Source organism: Pseudomonas sp. MYb13, assembly GCF_002980075.1.
Lineage (GTDB): Bacteria > Pseudomonadota > Gammaproteobacteria > Pseudomonadales > Pseudomonadaceae > Aquipseudomonas > Aquipseudomonas lurida.
Genome location: NZ_PCQI01000002.1, coordinates 567,490 through 582,878 on the forward strand (window position 1 = coordinate 567,490; position 15,389 = coordinate 582,878).

Sequence of the window (15,389 nt, forward strand, 5' to 3'; positions counted from 1 at the left end):
AAATGTGGGAGGGGGCAAGCCCCCTCCCACATTTTGTTTTGCAGCGCTCAGGAATTAGTGGTGCTCACGCGTCGCACGGAATTTCACATCCGGCCAGCGCTCTTCCATCAACGCCAGGTTCACCCGGGTCGGAGCCAGGTAGGTCAGGTGACCACCACCGTCCACCGCCAGGTTTTCCACAGCCTTGTTGGAGAACTCTTCCAGCTTCTTCTTATCGCTGCAATCGATCCAGCGCGCGGAGTACACGGTGATTGGCTCGTAGGAGCATTCGACCTTGTATTCCTCTTTCAGGCGGCTGGCGACCACGTCGAACTGCAGCACGCCGACGGCGCCGAGGATGATGTCGTTGCTGCGCTCGGGGAAGAACACCTGGGTGGCGCCCTCTTCCGCCAATTGCTGCAGGCCCTGGCGCAGTTGCTTGGATTTCAGCGGGTCACGCAGGCGTACGCGGCGGAACAGTTCCGGGGCGAAGTGCGGGATGCCGGTAAAGCCCAGCGCTTCGCCTTCGGTGAAGGTGTCGCCGATCTGGATGGTGCCATGGTTGTGCAGGCCGATGATGTCGCCGGCGTAGGCTTCTTCGAGCTGTTCACGCTCGGAGGAGAAGAACGTCAGGGCATCGCCGATGCGCACGTCTTTGCCGGTGCGCACGTGGCGCATCTTCATGCCTTTTTCGTATTTGCCGGAGCAGATGCGCATGAAGGCGATACGGTCGCGGTGCTTGGGGTCCATGTTCGCCTGGATCTTGAACACGAAGCCCGAGAACTTCTCTTCCACCGGCTCCACGGTGCGCTCGTTGGCCACGCGTGCCAGTGGGCGCGGCGCCCAGTCGACGACAGCATCGAGTACGTGGTCGACACCGAAGTTGCCCAGGGCGGTCCCGAAGAACACCGGGGTCAGTTGGCCATCGAGGAACTCCTGCTGGTTGAACTCATGGCAGGCGCCCTGCACCAGTTCCAGCTGATCGACAAAGCGGTCGTACTCGTCGCCCAGGTGGGCGCGGGCTTCGTCCGAGTCGAGTTTCTCGATGATCTTGGTTTCGGTGCGCTCGTGACCATGGCCGGCGGTGTAGACAATGATGTAGTCGTCGGCCAGGTGGTACACGCCCTTGAAGTCGCGGTAGCAACCGATCGGCCAGGTAATCGGCGCGGCCTTGATCTTCAGGACGGCTTCGATTTCATCGAGCAACTCGATCGGGTCGCGGATATCGCGGTCGAGTTTGTTGATGAAGCTGACGATCGGCGTGTCACGCAGACGGCACACGTCCATCAGCGCGATGGTACGTGGCTCTACGCCCTTACCGCCGTCGAGGACCATCAACGCCGAGTCCACTGCAGTCAGGGTGCGGTAGGTGTCTTCGGAGAAGTCTTCGTGGCCCGGGGTGTCGAGCAGGTTGACCATGTGGTCGCGATACGGGAACTGCATGACCGACGTGGTAATGGAGATACCCCGTTGTTTTTCCATTTCCATCCAGTCGGAGGTGGCATGGCGGTCGGATTTGCGGGATTTCACCGTGCCGGCCACTGCGATTGCCTTGCCCATCAGCAAGAGCTTCTCGGTGATGGTGGTTTTACCGGCATCGGGGTGGGAAATAATGGCGAAAGTGCGGCGTTTCGCGACTTCGGCGGCCTGGTGGGTCATGGGAAATCGCCTGGCAGGTGAGTCAAAAAAGGGCGGCGAGTATAGCGCAAACCCCAGGTGCCGGACCACCGTTCACCCGATTGGGGGTGGCTAAATGCTGCCAAGTGTGGAACCTTTTAAAAGGTAGAGACGTCCACTCCCCTGCTGCCGCACTCGGAACAGGGGCTGATAAATCAGCAAGTTAGCCTGACGAGGCTGCGCTCATGGCTCGATCGCATACCGCGTTGCCGGTATCGGCGAGCTGCATTTCGCGACCACATTCGCCGACAGCCAGGAATGGCATTGCCGCTAGGAAATGTGTTCGCCGACAAAAGAAAAAAGGAGTCCGCCTGTGGCTATTCGCTATGGCAAAGGGCTGATAGGAGGAGCGGTTGTCGTCGCTCTCCTGGCCCTGCTGGTCCACTGGATCGGCATCAACACGATCGAACTGTACCGCGACGATTTGTTGTTTTACCTGCAAGCACACCTGATCCTCGTTCTTGTCTCCATGCTGGCAGCCCTCGTTGTAGGGATCCCCGCCGGTATCCTGCTCAGCCGACCGAACATGGTCGGGCGCGCAGAACGCTTCATGCAGATCTTCAACATCGGCAACACCGTCCCTCCCCTGGCCGTACTGGCCATCGCCCTCGGCGTCCTCGGCATCGGCAGTGGCCCGGCCATCTTCGCGTTGTTCCTCGCCTCTTTGCTGCCCATTGTGCGCAACACCTACGAAGGCCTCAAAAACGTTCAAGGCTCGCTCAAAGAAGCCGCCACCGGCATCGGCATGACGCCGCGCCAGGTGCTGTTTCGCGTGGAGTTGCCCAACGCCGTGCCAATCATCATCGGTGGTGTGCGCGTGGCCCTGGCGATCAACGTGGGTACCGCACCGCTGGCGTTCCTGATTGGCGCTAACAGCCTGGGCAGCCTGATCTTCCCTGGCATCGCCCTGAACAATCAGCCGCAATTGCTGCTCGGCGCCGCATGCACCGCGTTGCTGGCATTGCTGCTTGACGGTCTGGTGACCATGGCCAGCCGCCTCTGGCTGGAACGCGGGTTGCGTCCGTCTTAAGGCTTGGCAAAGGAAATCACATGAAAAGACTGACCCTGATATTGAGCTGCGTCCTGCTGTTTGCAGGTATTGCGCAAGCCGCCGAAAAACCTGTGATCCGCATCGGCGCCCGGGTGTTCACCGAACAGACCCTGCTCGCCGAAATCACTTCCCAGTACCTGCGCACCAAGGGCTATGACGCCCGTGTAACCGGTGGCCTGGGCAGCAACCTGGCGCGCAGTGCCCAGGAGAGTGGGCAACTGGACCTGATCTGGGAATACACCGGCGTGTCGCTGGTGGCCTACAACCATGTCGACGAGAAACTCGACAGCGAACAGTCCTACGCAAGAGTGAAAGAACTCGACGCGAAAAAAGGCCTGGTCTGGCTCTCGCCGTCGCGCTTCAGCAACACTTACGCCCTGGCCCTGCCCGAGAACGTGGCCAAGGAATTCCCGCAGATCAACAGCATCAGCGACCTCACCCAAGCCCTGGCGGAAAAAACCAAAGGCACACGCCTGGTCGCGCTGGACACCGAGTTCGCCAACCGTTCCGACGGCATGGGCGGCATGGTCAAGCTGTATGACATGAACCTCACGCGCAAAAACACCCGGCAGATGGACGCCGGCCTGGTCTACACCGCCCTGCGTAACGGCCAGGTGTTTGCCGGCCTGGTCTACACCACCGACGGCCGCCTTAATGCCTTCAAGTTGAAGTTGCTGGAAGACGACAAGCACTACTTCCCCGACTACACCGCCGCGCCGGTGATCCGCCAGGAATACCTCGACCAGCACCCGACGCTCGCCGCTGAACTCAAACCACTGGCCGACCTGTTCGACGACGCAACCATGCGCCAGCTGAACGCGCGGGTCGACGTCGACCATGAAAGCCCTTCCGCTGTCGCCGCAGATTTCCTGCGCCAGCATCCAATCAACTAAAAGAGGAGAAGACATGGAATTTTTAAACGCCTTTTCCCATCTTGATTGGGCCCAGGTCCTGCACCTGACCTGGCAGCACATTACCTTGGTCGGCATCGCCGTGATCCTCGCGATCCTGATCGGCGTGCCCCTGGGCATCCTGATGACGCGCTTCCCGACCCTGGCCGGCCCATTGCAAGCCAGCGCCACGGTGCTGCTGACGGTGCCGTCCATCGCCCTGTTCGGCCTGCTGCTGCCGTTCTACTCCAAGTTCGGCCAGGGCCTGGGGCCGATGCCGGCGATCACTGCCGTGTTCCTCTACTCCCTGCTGCCGATCATGCGTAACACCTACCTCGCCCTGACTGGCGTGGAGCCAGGCATCCGCGAAGCCGCCAAAGGCATCGGCATGACCTTCGGCCAGCGCCTGCGCATGGTCGAATTGCCCATCGCCGTGCCGGTGATCCTCGCCGGGGTGCGCACCGCCGTCGTGATGAACATTGGTGTGATGACCATCGCCGCCACCATCGGCGCCGGTGGCCTGGGTGTACTTATTCTGGCTTCCATCAGCCGCAGCGACATGTCGATGCTGATCGTTGGCGCCGTGCTGGTCAGTCTCCTGGCCATCTTCGCCGACCTGCTTCTGCAATGGCTGCAACGCTCGCTGACCCCAAAAGGACTGCTCAAATGATCGAACTTCAAAACCTGACCAAGACTTTTCAAAGCAACGGCAAGACTGTTTCTGCCGTCAACGACGTGAGCCTGACCGTCAACGAAGGCGAGATTTGCGTATTCCTCGGCCCCTCGGGTTGCGGCAAGAGCACCACGCTGAAGATGATCAACCGCCTGATCAAGCCCACCTCGGGCAAGATCCTGATCAACGGCGAAGACACCACCGACCTCGATGAAGTGACCCTGCGTCGCAACATCGGCTACGTGATCCAGCAGATCGGCTTGTTCCCGAACATGACCATCGAGGAGAACATCGTGGTGGTGCCCAAGCTGCTCGGTTGGGACAAGCAGAAATGCCACGACCGCGCCCGCGAGTTGATGAGCATGATCAAGCTGGAGCCCAAGCAGTACCTGCATCGCTACCCGCGCGAGTTGTCGGGCGGCCAGCAGCAGCGTATCGGCGTGATCCGCGCACTGGCGGCCGACGCGCCGCTGCTGCTGATGGATGAACCGTTCGGCGCGGTCGACCCGATCAACCGCGAGATGATCCAGAACGAGTTCTTCGAGATGCAGCGCGCGCTGAACAAGACCGTGATCATGGTCAGCCACGACATCGATGAAGCCATCAAGCTGGGCGACAAGATCGCCATCTTCCGCGCCGGCAAGCTGCTGCAGATCGACCATCCGGACACGCTGCTGGCGCACCCGGCCGACGAGTTCGTCAGCAACTTCGTGGGCCAGGACAGCACCCTCAAGCGCCTGCTGCTGGTGAAAGCCGAAGACGCGGCGGACAACGCCCCGTCGGTGAGCCCAGAAACCCCGGTGGCGGACGCCTTGGAACTGATGGACGAACACGACCGTCGCTACATGGTGGTCACCTGTGCCGAGAACAAGGCACTGGGGTATGTGCGCCGGCGCGACCTGCACCGTCAGACGGGCACCTGCGGCCAGTACCTGCGCGAGTTCAACGCCACGGCGGCGTATGACGAGCATTTGCGCATCCTGCTGTCGCGCATGTACGAGTTCAACCGTTCGTGGTTGCCGGTGATGGATGCCGAGCGAGTGTTCCTGGGAGAAGTGACCCAGGAGTCGATTGCCGAGTACCTGAGCTCCGGTAAGTCCCGAGGGGGCAAGACCAGTATTGTTTCGCCTGCCGAGACTGCGCTGGCCTAACCTGACACCACTCGGTCAAAACTGTGGGAGCGGGCTTGCTCGCGAAGGCAGCGTGTCAGTCACTGAATAGGGTGCTGAACCACCGCCTTTGCGAGCAAGCCCGCTCCCACATTTGAATCTCGGTGGGCCGTGATATCCCGTCAAATTGTCCCTTGTGGGGAACATCATTCCGTCACACGGGTCGGTTACATAAGTAGCTGCACGCTATCGCGCGACGAACGCGTGCAAAAACGCGACATTTTTAGTTGATCTATGGCCCCTCACGCCCTAAAGTTCGCGCCGAACGTCCATGCTGGAAACGATCCATCCGGCTCAAGTACTGACGACGAGACAGCAAGGCCAAGGGCAGCGGTAGATCCCATGGCCTTTTTGCTTTCGGCGACATGCCTTGGGAAGTAGGCGAACCAAAGTGGGGATACGGAGGACGTTCATTTGCACCCATTGATCAATACAGTTTGCCCTTAGGAGTTCCCAGCATGTCGATCAACGTCGAAGATTATTTCGCGCGCGCCACGTTTGACAAAATGAAGGCGTTCGCCGACAAGCAAGAAACCCCGTTCGTGGTGATCGACACCGCGATGATCAGCCAGGCCTACGATGACCTGCGCGCCGGTTTCGAATTCGCCAAGGTCTATTACGCAGTCAAGGCCAACCCGGCTGTCGAGATCATCGACCTGTTGAAAGACAAGGGTTCGAGCTTCGATATCGCCTCGATCTACGAGCTGGACAAGGTCATGGACCGCGGCGTCAGCCCCGACCGTATCAGCTACGGCAACACCATCAAGAAATCCAAGGACATCCGCTACTTCTACGAGAAAGGCGTGCGCCTGTTCTCCACCGACTCCGAAGCCGACCTGCGCAACATTGCCAAGGCCGCCCCGGGTTCTAAAGTGTATGTGCGTATCCTTACCGAAGGCTCGACCACGGCTGACTGGCCTTTGTCGCGCAAATTCGGCTGCCAGACCGACATGGCCATGGACCTGCTGATCCTCGCCCGCGACCTGGGCCTGGTGCCGTACGGCATCTCGTTCCACGTGGGTTCGCAACAGCGCGACATCAGCGTATGGGACGCAGCGATCGCCAAGGTCAAAGTGATCTTCGAACGCCTGAAGGAAGAAGACGGCATCCACCTCAAGCTGATCAACATGGGCGGCGGCTTCCCGGCCAACTACATCACCCGTACCAACAGCCTGGAAACCTACGCCGAAGAAATCATCCGCTTCCTCAAGGAAGATTTCGGCGACGACCTGCCGGAAATCATCCTCGAGCCAGGCCGTTCGTTGATCGCCAACGCCGGCATCCTGGTCAGCGAAGTGGTACTGGTCGCGCGTAAATCGCGCACCGCCGTCGAGCGTTGGGTATACACCGACGTGGGCAAGTTCTCCGGCCTGATCGAAACCATGGACGAAGCCATCAAGTTCCCGATCTGGACCGAGAAGAAAGGCGAGATGGAAGAAGTGGTCATCGCCGGCCCTACCTGCGACAGCGCCGACATCATGTACGAGAACTACAAGTACGGCCTGCCGCTGAACCTGGCGATTGGTGACCGTTTGTACTGGCTGTCGACCGGTGCTTACACCACCAGCTACAGCGCGGTTGAGTTCAATGGCTTTCCGCCGTTGAAATCGTTCTATGTGTAAGAGCGGCGGTTAGTTTTTAGCTGCACGCTGCAAGCGAAAGCCCATGATCTGTCATGGGCTTTTTTGTGGGGGCTGCGTCGTCTCGACTTGCTATTGGGCTAGCTGCATAGCTCGTTGATGATAATCCAAAGCCATCTGCCGCAGCTGCGGATCATCCGCTGATGCCAATGCCTGGTACGCCGTCCGCAGAAATTTCAGATTCCCCGCCGCCAGCGCCTTGCGCAACCACTCCAACGCCACGTCAACCTGGCCTCTGTCCGCCAGCACCGCTGCATAACTGAACTGCCCGCGAAAATCGCCGCCTTCGGCTGAACGACGGTACCAGTCTACGGCTGCGTCCAAATCTCTTGGGCACACTTGACCGTCTTCCAGATATCGCCCCAACAGGTTCATCGACTTGGCATGGCCCTGTTCCGCTGCCTGGCGGTATAGGCTCAGCGCTTGTTGCGGGTCTTCGGCAACACCGCGCCCGGTGGCCAACAGATTGGCGTAGTTGTATTGCGCCCAATCCAAACCGGCCTCGGCGGCCAGACGGTACTCTCGCGCCGCTGCCGCTTCATCAGCCGCACACCCCCAACCCTGCTCCAAACAGCGCCCGGCCATATTGCGCGCCATCAAGTGTCCGCCCTTCGCCGCAATCTGGAACCAGCGCAACGCCAGCGCTTCATCACGGGCAATGCCACGGCCTTCCAGCAGGATCTGCCCGAGCAGGGCCTGGGCCTCCACCACACCCGCCTTCGCCGCCACCAGGATCGCCTGGGCTGCGCGCACGGGCGAGTCATCGAGCATGCTTTGCAGTTGTTCGACGTTGAGCACTTCTTCACGGCGCAATAAAAAGCCCATGTCAGACGTCGACCCAGCGGCGCAGCAGGTTGTGGTAGGTGCCGGTGAGTTGGATCAGCGCCGGGTGGTCGGGGACGTCGCGCGTCAGTTGCTGGATCGCGCCATCCATCTCGAACAGCAGGGTGCGCTGGCTGTCTTCGCGCACCAGGCTCTGGGTCCAGAAGAACGAGGCATAGCGCGCGCCACGGGTCACGCCGTTGACTTTGTGCAGGCTGGAGCCGGGGTACAACACCATGTCGCCGGCCGGCAACTTCACGCGCTGCAGGCCGAAGGTGTCCTGGATCTCCAGTTCGCCGCCGTCGTACTCGTCCGGGTCGCTGAAGAACAGCGTGGATGACAGGTCGGTGCGCACTCGCTCATGGCTGCCCCTGGCCTGGCGCACGGCATTGTCGATATGGAAATCGAAACTGCCACCGGCCGTGTAGCAATTGAGCAGCGGCGGAAAGACTTTGTGCGGTAACGCCGCTGACATAAATAGCGGGTTGTTCCATAACCGCTCGAGCATCGCCGCGCCGATTTCCTTGGCCAGCGGGTGGCCCTCGGGTAATTGCAGGTTGTGCTTGGCCTTGGCGGACTGGTGCCCGGCGGTGATTTTACCGTCGGCCCAGTCGGTATTTTCCAGGGCATGGCGAATGCGCTGCACTTCCTCAGGAGAGAACAGGCCGGGGATATGCAGCAGCATGGGGCAACACCTGAAATCAGAGAGGCGCCAATGGTATTGATTCTTATCCGCCGTGTAAAACGCCCTAGACGAATGAGTTCGTAAAAACCGTAAGCAAAAAGTGTAAAGAATGTAAATTCAATGCAATTAGCAATGTATCGCAATTGATAGAAAGTCTTGTTCACCCTATATTCCGCGGCTTCACATCCTTGGGGAAAGGACACGTCATGTCGCGCACCACTACAAAAATACCTGCCAGTTCACCACGTATGCTGGCTTCGGCCATCGGCGTTGCCCTCAGCGCCAGCTCTGTCGCCCACCTGGCGCAGGCGGCCGAAGACACTGAACAACAAGGCCAGCGCAACAGCATCTCCCTGGGCGCCACCAGCATCACCGGGGAAGAGCAGGACACCACCTCCTACCAGGTCGAAAAGGCCTCGTCGCAAAAGTACACCGCGCCGCTGGTCGACACGCCGCGCTCGGTCACCGTGGTGCCCCAGCAAGTGCTCAAGGACACCGCCGCCACTTCGTTGCAGGATGCGTTGCGCACCGTACCGGGCATTACGTTCGGCGCCGGCGAAGGCGGCAACCCCCAGGGCGATCGCCCGTTCATCCGTGGCTTTGATGCCCAGGGCGATACCTACCTGGACGGCGTGCGTGACACCGGCGGCCAAAGCCGCGAGATCTTTGATATCGAGTCGATCGAAGTCAGCAAAGGCCCGAACTCCTCGTTCGGCGGTCGCGGCTCGGCCGGCGGCAGCCTCAACCTGGTGAGCAAGACCCCACAAGCGCGGGACTTCACCAACGGCGGCTTTACCTACGGTTCCGACCAGACCCGCCGCTACGTACTCGACGTGAACCGCCAATTCCTCGACGACAGCGCCGCGTTCCGCTTGAACCTGATGAGCCACGAACAGAACGTGGCCGGCCGCGACGCGATCAATTACGACCGTTGGGGCGTGGCACCGTCGCTGACCTTTGGCCTGGGCACCCCGACCCGCGTCAACCTCAGCTACTACCACATGGAAAGCAACGACCTGCCGGACTCGGGCATTCCGTACGGCTACGGTTCGTCGACAGCCACCGCCCACGTGCATGACAAACCCAACGACGGTGGCGACAGCAACAACTTCTATGGCCTCAAGGACCGTGACTTCCGCAAGACCCGCGCCGATATCAGCACGTTCTCCATCGAGCACGACCTGAACGACACCATGACGCTGAAAAACACCCTGCGCCACGGCAGCACAGGCCAGGATTACATTCTGACGCAGCCGGACGACAGCAAGCTCAACGTCAACCGGTTCGGCACCGTGTGGCGCCGCGCCAACAGTCGAGTCTCGACCACAACCACCACCACCAACCAAACGGATGTGTTCGGCAGCTTCCAGGCGCTGGGGTTCAAGCACAGCTACTCCACCGGGCTGGAGTTCACCGGCGAAGAAACCCGCGTGAGCAGCTACACCATCAGCCCCAATGCCAACCCGATCTGTACCGTGGCCAAGGGCAACCTGGGCGGCCAGTGCACCTCCCTGAGCAACCCGAACCCGGATGACGCCTGGACCGGCAGCATCGCGCGCAACTATTACGGCACCGCCACCAAGGCCACCAGCCGTGGCGCGTATGTGTTCGACACCATCGAGCTGGACCCGAAATGGTTGCTGAACGTCGGCCTGCGCTACGACACCTTCGACACCGTTGCCAACACCGATTCCGCGACCGGCCGCAGCAAAATCAAAGAAGACAGCCAGTTCTTCAACTGGCAAGCCGGCCTTGTCTGGAAACCCGTGGAAAACGCCAGCCTCTATGCCTCCTACGCCACGTCGGCGACGCCTGCCGGTGGTCTGGTGGGTGAAGGGTCGGACGGCAACCCACTCTCGGCCGGTGCCGCCACCAGCGACCTGCAGCCGGAAGAAACCGTCAACTACGAGCTGGGCACCAAATGGGACCTGTTCCACGATCGCCTGTCCCTGACCGCCGCGGTGTTCCGTACCGAGAAGAAAAACACCCGCATCCTGGTCGACGCCCTGACCTACCAGAACGCGGGTGAATCCCAAGTCGACGGCGTGGAGTTGTCCGCCAGCGGCAAGATCACCGACCAATGGCAGGTGTTCGCGGGCTACAGCTACCTCGACAGCGAACTGGTCAAATCCGGCCTGAATGGTCGCAATGGCGTGGTCAGTTCGGGTTCAAGCAAAGGCAATCAAATGCCCAACACGCCGAAGAATACCTTCAGCCTGTGGACCACTTACGACCTCACCCCCAAGCTCACCATCGGTGGTGGCGCGTTCTACGTCGATCAGGTTTACGGCGATGCTGGCAATACCGTTTACGTACCGTCCTACACCCGCTACGACGCCATGGCCAGCTACAAACTGAGCAAGAACGTCGACCTGCAATTGAACGTGCAAAACCTGACCGACAAGACCTATTACGACAAGGCTTTCTCGACACACTTCGCCAACCAGGCGGCCGGTCGTACGGCCCTGTTGTCTACCAACTTCCACTTCTAGGCAGCGACGCCACGCAACAACAAGCCCCATGCATCGGATGCGTGGGGCTTTTGCGTGTTAAACAGAAAGTTTCTCGACAAGCCACGGCATAATGCGCGCCGTGCCCTACATATTCAGATAGACGAGGCGGTCAGACGTGTTGAAGAAAACCCTGTTCCAGTTGCACTGGTTCTTCGGCATTACAGCCGGACTGGTGCTGGCCTTGATGGGGATCACCGGGGCTGCGGTCTCGTTTCAGGATGAAATTCTGCGGGCGCTCAACCCCAACGTATTGACCGTGGAAAAACGCGAAGCCGGCGTACTGCCGCCCGCCGAGTTGGTGCGCAAGCTGGAGGCCACCGAAGGCCAGACCGTGGCCATGCTGTTCGTCGAACGCGAAAGCGGCAACGCTGCCCGCGTGTTCTTCACCCCGCCGCCCGGCGAGCGCCGTGGCCAGTTGCGCTATTTCGACCCTTACACCGGCGACTATAGGGGTGACGTGGTCGGCCAGGACGTCTTTGGCTTCCTGCTGCAATTCCACCGCTTCCTGGTGATGGGCGATACCGGGCGAAACATCACCGGCGCTTGCACGCTGATCCTGGTGTTCTTCTGCCTCTCCGGGCTGTACTTGCGCTGGCCGCGCCAGGTGGCGAGCTGGCGGGCGTGGCTGACGTTGGACTGGCGCAAAAAGGGCCGTGCCTTCAACTGGGACCTGCACTCGGTATTCGGCACCTGGTGCCTGCTCGCCTATCTGCTGTCGGCACTGACCGGTTTGTATTGGTCCTACGACTGGTACAGCCAGGGCCTGACCAAACTGCTGTCCGACGCCCCGCAAAATGAACGCATGCGCAAGCGCGGCCCTGCGCCCGACGGTGCGGCGCCCGTGGCCAACTACGACGCGATCTGGAGCAGCATCTACAGCAACGCCGGCCCTGGCTTGAGTGCCTACAACATCCGCATGCCTGCCGTCGCGGGGCAACCGGCCATCGTCTACTACCTGCTGGACAACTCACCCCATGACCGCGCGCTGAACCAGATCAACCTGGACCCGGCCACCGGTAAGGTCAAGTCCCACGACCGGTACGCCAGCAAGCGCCTCGGTTCCAGACTGCTGACCAGCGTCTACGCACTGCACACCGGCAGTTACTTCGGCCTGGCGGGGCGGATTATCCTCACCGTCAGTTCGGTGCTGATGCCGTTGTTCTTCATCACCGGTTGGCTGCTGTACCTGGACCGTCGGCGTAAAAAGCGCCAGGTACGTGATGCGCGCAAAGGCCTCACGGCCAACCACAGCGATGCGCCAGCATGGCTGATCGGCTTTGCCAGCCAGAGTGGTTTTGCCGAACAACTGGCCTGGCAGACCGCCGGCCAATTGCAGGCGGCCGGCCTGCCGGTGAAGGTGCAACCCCTGGGTAGCGTCAGCCAGGATGACCTGCGCCAGTCGCAAAACGCGCTGTTTGTGGTCAGCACCTTCGGCGACGGCGAAGCCCCTGACAGCGCCCGTGGTTTCGAACGCAGCGTGCTCGGCCAGGACCTGTCGCTCAAGGGCCTGAACTACTCGGTGCTGGCCCTGGGTGATCGTCAATACGAACACTTCTGCGGCTTCGCACGGCGCCTGCATTTCTGGCTGACCAACCAGGGCGGCAACGCATTGTTCGCCCCGGTCGAGGTGGACAGCGGCGACACCACCGCCCTGCTGCATTGGCAACAACAGCTTGGTCAGCTCACTGGCCACGCCCCGGCATCCGCCTGGCCGACCGCCCAGTACGAAAACTGGACGCTCAGCCAACGCACCCTGCTCAACCGCGACAGCAGCGGCTCGGAGGTCTATTTGCTGGGCCTCACCTCCCCGTCGCCCCAACGCTGGGAAGCCGGCGACCTGGTGGAAGTGCTGCCGCGCAATTGCCCCTGGGCCATCGAACACTTCCTCGAAGGCTTGGGCCTGGCCGGCAGCGACGGCGTATTGATCGAAGGCTTGGCGCAATCCCTCAACCAAGCCCTGGCCACCCGCCAACTGCCAGACAACCGCGCGCACTTGGTGGGCCTTCACGCCCAGGCGCTGGTGAACGCGCTGGTGCCTTTGGGCATGCGCGAATACTCCATCGCTTCGATTGCCAGCGATGGCGTGCTGGAGTTGATCGTGCGCCAGGAGCGCCACCCCGACGGCAGCCTGGGCCTGGCAAGTGGCTGGCTCACGGAACACGCCGCGATCGGCTCCAGCGTCAGCCTGCGCCTGCGTCGCAACAGTGGCTTCCACCTGCCGCAAGCCCCGGTGCCCCTGATCCTGGTGGGCAACGGCACCGGCTTGGCCGGCCTGCGCAGTTTGCTCAAGGCGCGTATTGCCGACGGCCAACAGCGCAACTGGTTGCTGTTCGGCGAACGCAATATCAAGCATGACTTCCTGTGCCAGGACGAGCTGCAAGGCTGGTTGGCCAGTGGCGACCTGGCGCTGCTGGACCTGGCGTTTTCCCGCGATCAGGAGGAAAAAATCTACGTGCAGGATCGCCTGCGTGAATCGGCCGAGGTGCTGCGTAAGTGGCTATCGGAAGGCGCGGCGATTTATGTGTGCGGGAGCCTGCAGGGGATGGCGGCCGGGGTGGATCAGGCGCTGGTGGACATTCTCGGCAGTGACGCCGTGGAACGGCTGATCGAGCAAGGCCGTTATCGCCGCGACGTCTACTGACCTCCCCCAGGCGCTGACGACCAAGAGTGGGAGCTGGCTTGCCTGCCCCACCCTTGGTCGCATTCAGTCACGCCGGTTGTAACTTTTGTTCGAATACCGAGATGCCATCCAGGTCGCGCAGGATGACCGTCAACTCCGCCGTCTGCCCATCGATCTGCACCTCGCCAAAAAACTGGAAACCCGCGAATGGCGACGTGTTCTGCGCCGGCGGTGCTTTCTCGAAGACCACCTCGGGGCCAAAGGTCTTGTCCAGCGGGTTGGGCCCAAAACTCCCCGCATTCAAAGGCCCGGCGACAAACTCCCAGAACGGCTCGAAATCCTGGAACGCGGCTAGATCCGGGTGGTAGTGATGCGCTGCGCAGTAGTGCACATCCGCCGTCAGCCATACATGGTTACGTACCTTGTGCGCCCTTAAGAAGCCCAGCAGCTCAGCGATTTCCAGCTCGCGACCTTGCGGCGCGCCTGGGTCGTTGTTGGCGATGGCTTCCCAACGTGCCACACCAGGGCTGACCTCTCCGTCAGGCACGCCGAGGCCGATGGGCATATCGGCGGCGATGACCTTCCACTGTGCCTGCGACGCCTTGAGTTCACGCTTGAGCCAGTCCAATTGCTCGCGGCCGAGGAAGGGCTTTTCAGCGCCCAGGTTGTCATCGTTGGGCCCGCGATAGCTGCGCATATCCAGCACGAACACATCCAGCAGCGGCCCATAACTGAGCTTGCGATAAATCCGCCCACCGCCATCGGCGCTTTGCCGGCGCATGGGGGAATACTCCAGCCAGGCCTGGCGCGCACGGCCCACCAGGGCGTTGATGTCCTTGGTCTGGTAACGCTCATCCAATTGCTTGCTCGGCGACCAGTTGTTCACCACTTCGTGGTCGTCCCACTGCCAGATCTGCGGCACCTCGGCATTGAAGCGGCGTACGTTTTCATCCATCAGGTTGTAGCGGTAATTGCCGCGATACTCATCCAGGGTTTCAGCGACTTTGCTCTTGGCTTCGGTGGTGATATTGCGCCAGATGCGTCCGCTTTCGGTGGTCAGTTGCGCCGGCACCGGGCCGTCGGCATAGATGGTATCGCCGCTGTGGATAAAGAAGTCCGGAAGGCGCAGGCGCATGGCTTCGTAGATGCGCATGCCGCCGATGTCCGGATTGATGCCGAAGCCCTGGCCGACGGTGTCGCCGCTCCACACAAAACGGATGTCGCGGCGTTGTTGCGGCACACTGCGCAGATGACCGAACCACGGCTCGCTGGCGACGCCGGTCTGGGCGTCTTCGAAGTGCACGCGATAGAAAATCGCCTGGTCGGCGGGCAGCCCGGTCAGCTCGACGCGCGCGGTGAAGTCGGTGCGGTTGTCGGCCAGGGGCGAGATGAATCGGCGCGGGTTGCTGAATACGCTGCGGGTGTCCCACTCCACCACCATGCGGGCCGGGCGGTCGCTGCGGCTCCAGATCATGGCGCGATCGCCGAGCAGGTCGCCGGACTGCACGCCGTCGGTGAGTTGCGGTCGGTCCTTCACGGAGGCGATCACTGCCGGGGCCAGGCCCGGCAGCAGCAGGCCGGCGCCGACGGCTTGCATCACGCGGCGACGGCCGAGATCGAAGTGGCTCATGCAGGTGCCCTCTTGAGTATCAAAAGGCAGACTTAACCAC

The 15,389-nt window shown here is 61.3% G+C and carries 11 protein-coding genes; 7 read left to right on the forward strand and 4 right to left on the reverse strand.

Annotated features, from left to right (window positions below):
• Positions 1-54: 54 nt before the first annotated feature.
• A complete protein-coding gene (locus CQ002_RS06130; protein WP_034102126.1) occupies positions 55-1,638 on the reverse strand; it encodes a peptide chain release factor 3 in 1,584 nt (527 codons plus the stop codon).
• Between the two features lie 295 nt (positions 1,639-1,933).
• Between CQ002_RS06130 and CQ002_RS06135 the strand changes: the two genes are divergently transcribed.
• From CQ002_RS06135 to CQ002_RS06155, 5 genes are all read left to right on the forward strand, one after another.
• Positions 1,934-2,686, forward strand: coding sequence for an ABC transporter permease (locus tag CQ002_RS06135; RefSeq protein ID WP_238339890.1), 753 nt, complete (start codon positions 1,934-1,936; stop codon positions 2,684-2,686).
• 20 nt (positions 2,687-2,706) lie between these two features.
• Positions 2,707-3,600 (forward strand): glycine betaine ABC transporter substrate-binding protein, encoded by an 894-nt coding sequence (locus CQ002_RS06140; RefSeq protein WP_034102124.1) that lies wholly within the window; start codon positions 2,707-2,709, stop codon positions 3,598-3,600.
• Between the two features lie 13 nt (positions 3,601-3,613).
• Positions 3,614-4,267, forward strand: a complete 654-nt coding sequence (locus CQ002_RS06145) for an ABC transporter permease (protein ID WP_034102123.1) — start codon at positions 3,614-3,616, stop codon at positions 4,265-4,267.
• Positions 4,264-5,421 (forward strand): betaine/proline/choline family ABC transporter ATP-binding protein, encoded by a 1,158-nt coding sequence (locus CQ002_RS06150; RefSeq protein ID WP_034102121.1) that lies wholly within the window; start codon positions 4,264-4,266, stop codon positions 5,419-5,421. Before CQ002_RS06145 ends, CQ002_RS06150 begins: the two co-directional genes overlap by 4 nt.
• A gap of 476 nt (positions 5,422-5,897) precedes the next feature.
• Positions 5,898-7,061 (forward strand): type III PLP-dependent enzyme, encoded by a 1,164-nt coding sequence (locus CQ002_RS06155; RefSeq protein WP_034102119.1) that lies wholly within the window; start codon positions 5,898-5,900, stop codon positions 7,059-7,061.
• Between the two features lie 90 nt (positions 7,062-7,151).
• On the opposite strand, the gene CQ002_RS06160 is transcribed toward CQ002_RS06155, so the two are convergent.
• Both CQ002_RS06160 and CQ002_RS06165 read right to left on the reverse strand, forming a co-directional pair.
• Entirely contained in the window at positions 7,152-7,904 is a 753-nt protein-coding gene (locus CQ002_RS06160) for a tetratricopeptide repeat protein (RefSeq protein WP_034102117.1), read from the reverse strand.
• Position 7,905: 1 nt separating this feature from the next.
• Positions 7,906-8,586 (reverse strand): Fe2+-dependent dioxygenase, encoded by a 681-nt coding sequence (locus CQ002_RS06165; protein WP_105161647.1) that lies wholly within the window; start codon positions 8,584-8,586, stop codon positions 7,906-7,908.
• 206 nt (positions 8,587-8,792) lie between these two features.
• Between CQ002_RS06165 and CQ002_RS06170 the strand changes: the two genes are divergently transcribed.
• Positions 8,793-11,078 (forward strand): TonB-dependent siderophore receptor, encoded by a 2,286-nt coding sequence (locus tag CQ002_RS06170; protein WP_105161646.1) that lies wholly within the window; start codon positions 8,793-8,795, stop codon positions 11,076-11,078.
• A gap of 136 nt (positions 11,079-11,214) precedes the next feature.
• The gene (locus tag CQ002_RS06175) at positions 11,215-13,740 is read left to right on the forward strand and encodes a sulfite reductase flavoprotein subunit alpha (protein ID WP_105161645.1); all 2,526 of its coding nucleotides are present in this window, start codon (positions 11,215-11,217) and stop codon (positions 13,738-13,740) included.
• Positions 13,741-13,807: 67 nt separating this feature from the next.
• Here the strand turns inward: CQ002_RS06175 and CQ002_RS06180 are convergent, their stop codons facing one another.
• Positions 13,808-15,349 carry an alkaline phosphatase gene (locus CQ002_RS06180; protein ID WP_105161644.1) on the reverse strand — a complete coding sequence of 514 codons (1,542 nt, stop codon included), beginning with the start codon at positions 15,347-15,349 and terminating at the stop codon, positions 13,808-13,810.
• Positions 15,350-15,389: the final 40 nt, after the last annotated feature.

Excerpts from the sequence above, each read along its gene's own strand:
- CQ002_RS06135 (WP_238339890.1), top strand. The coding sequence starts at position 1,934 with ATGTGTTCGCCGACAAAAGAAAAAAGGAGTCCGCCTGTGGCTATTCGC.
- CQ002_RS06145 (WP_034102123.1), top strand. The coding sequence starts at position 3,614 with ATGGAATTTTTAAACGCCTTTTCCCATCTTGATTGGGCCCAGGTCCTG.
- CQ002_RS06155 (WP_034102119.1), top strand. The coding sequence starts at position 5,898 with ATGTCGATCAACGTCGAAGATTATTTCGCGCGCGCCACGTTTGACAAA.
- CQ002_RS06150 (WP_034102121.1), top strand. The coding sequence starts at position 4,264 with ATGATCGAACTTCAAAACCTGACCAAGACTTTTCAAAGCAACGGCAAG.
- CQ002_RS06130 (WP_034102126.1), bottom strand. The coding sequence starts at position 1,638 with ATGACCCACCAGGCCGCCGAAGTCGCGAAACGCCGCACTTTCGCCATT.
- CQ002_RS06140 (WP_034102124.1), top strand. The coding sequence starts at position 2,707 with ATGAAAAGACTGACCCTGATATTGAGCTGCGTCCTGCTGTTTGCAGGT.
- CQ002_RS06165 (WP_105161647.1), bottom strand. The coding sequence starts at position 8,586 with ATGCTGCTGCATATCCCCGGCCTGTTCTCTCCTGAGGAAGTGCAGCGC.
- CQ002_RS06180 (WP_105161644.1), bottom strand. The coding sequence starts at position 15,349 with ATGAGCCACTTCGATCTCGGCCGTCGCCGCGTGATGCAAGCCGTCGGC.
- CQ002_RS06170 (WP_105161646.1), top strand. The coding sequence starts at position 8,793 with ATGTCGCGCACCACTACAAAAATACCTGCCAGTTCACCACGTATGCTG.
- CQ002_RS06160 (WP_034102117.1), bottom strand. The coding sequence starts at position 7,904 with ATGGGCTTTTTATTGCGCCGTGAAGAAGTGCTCAACGTCGAACAACTG.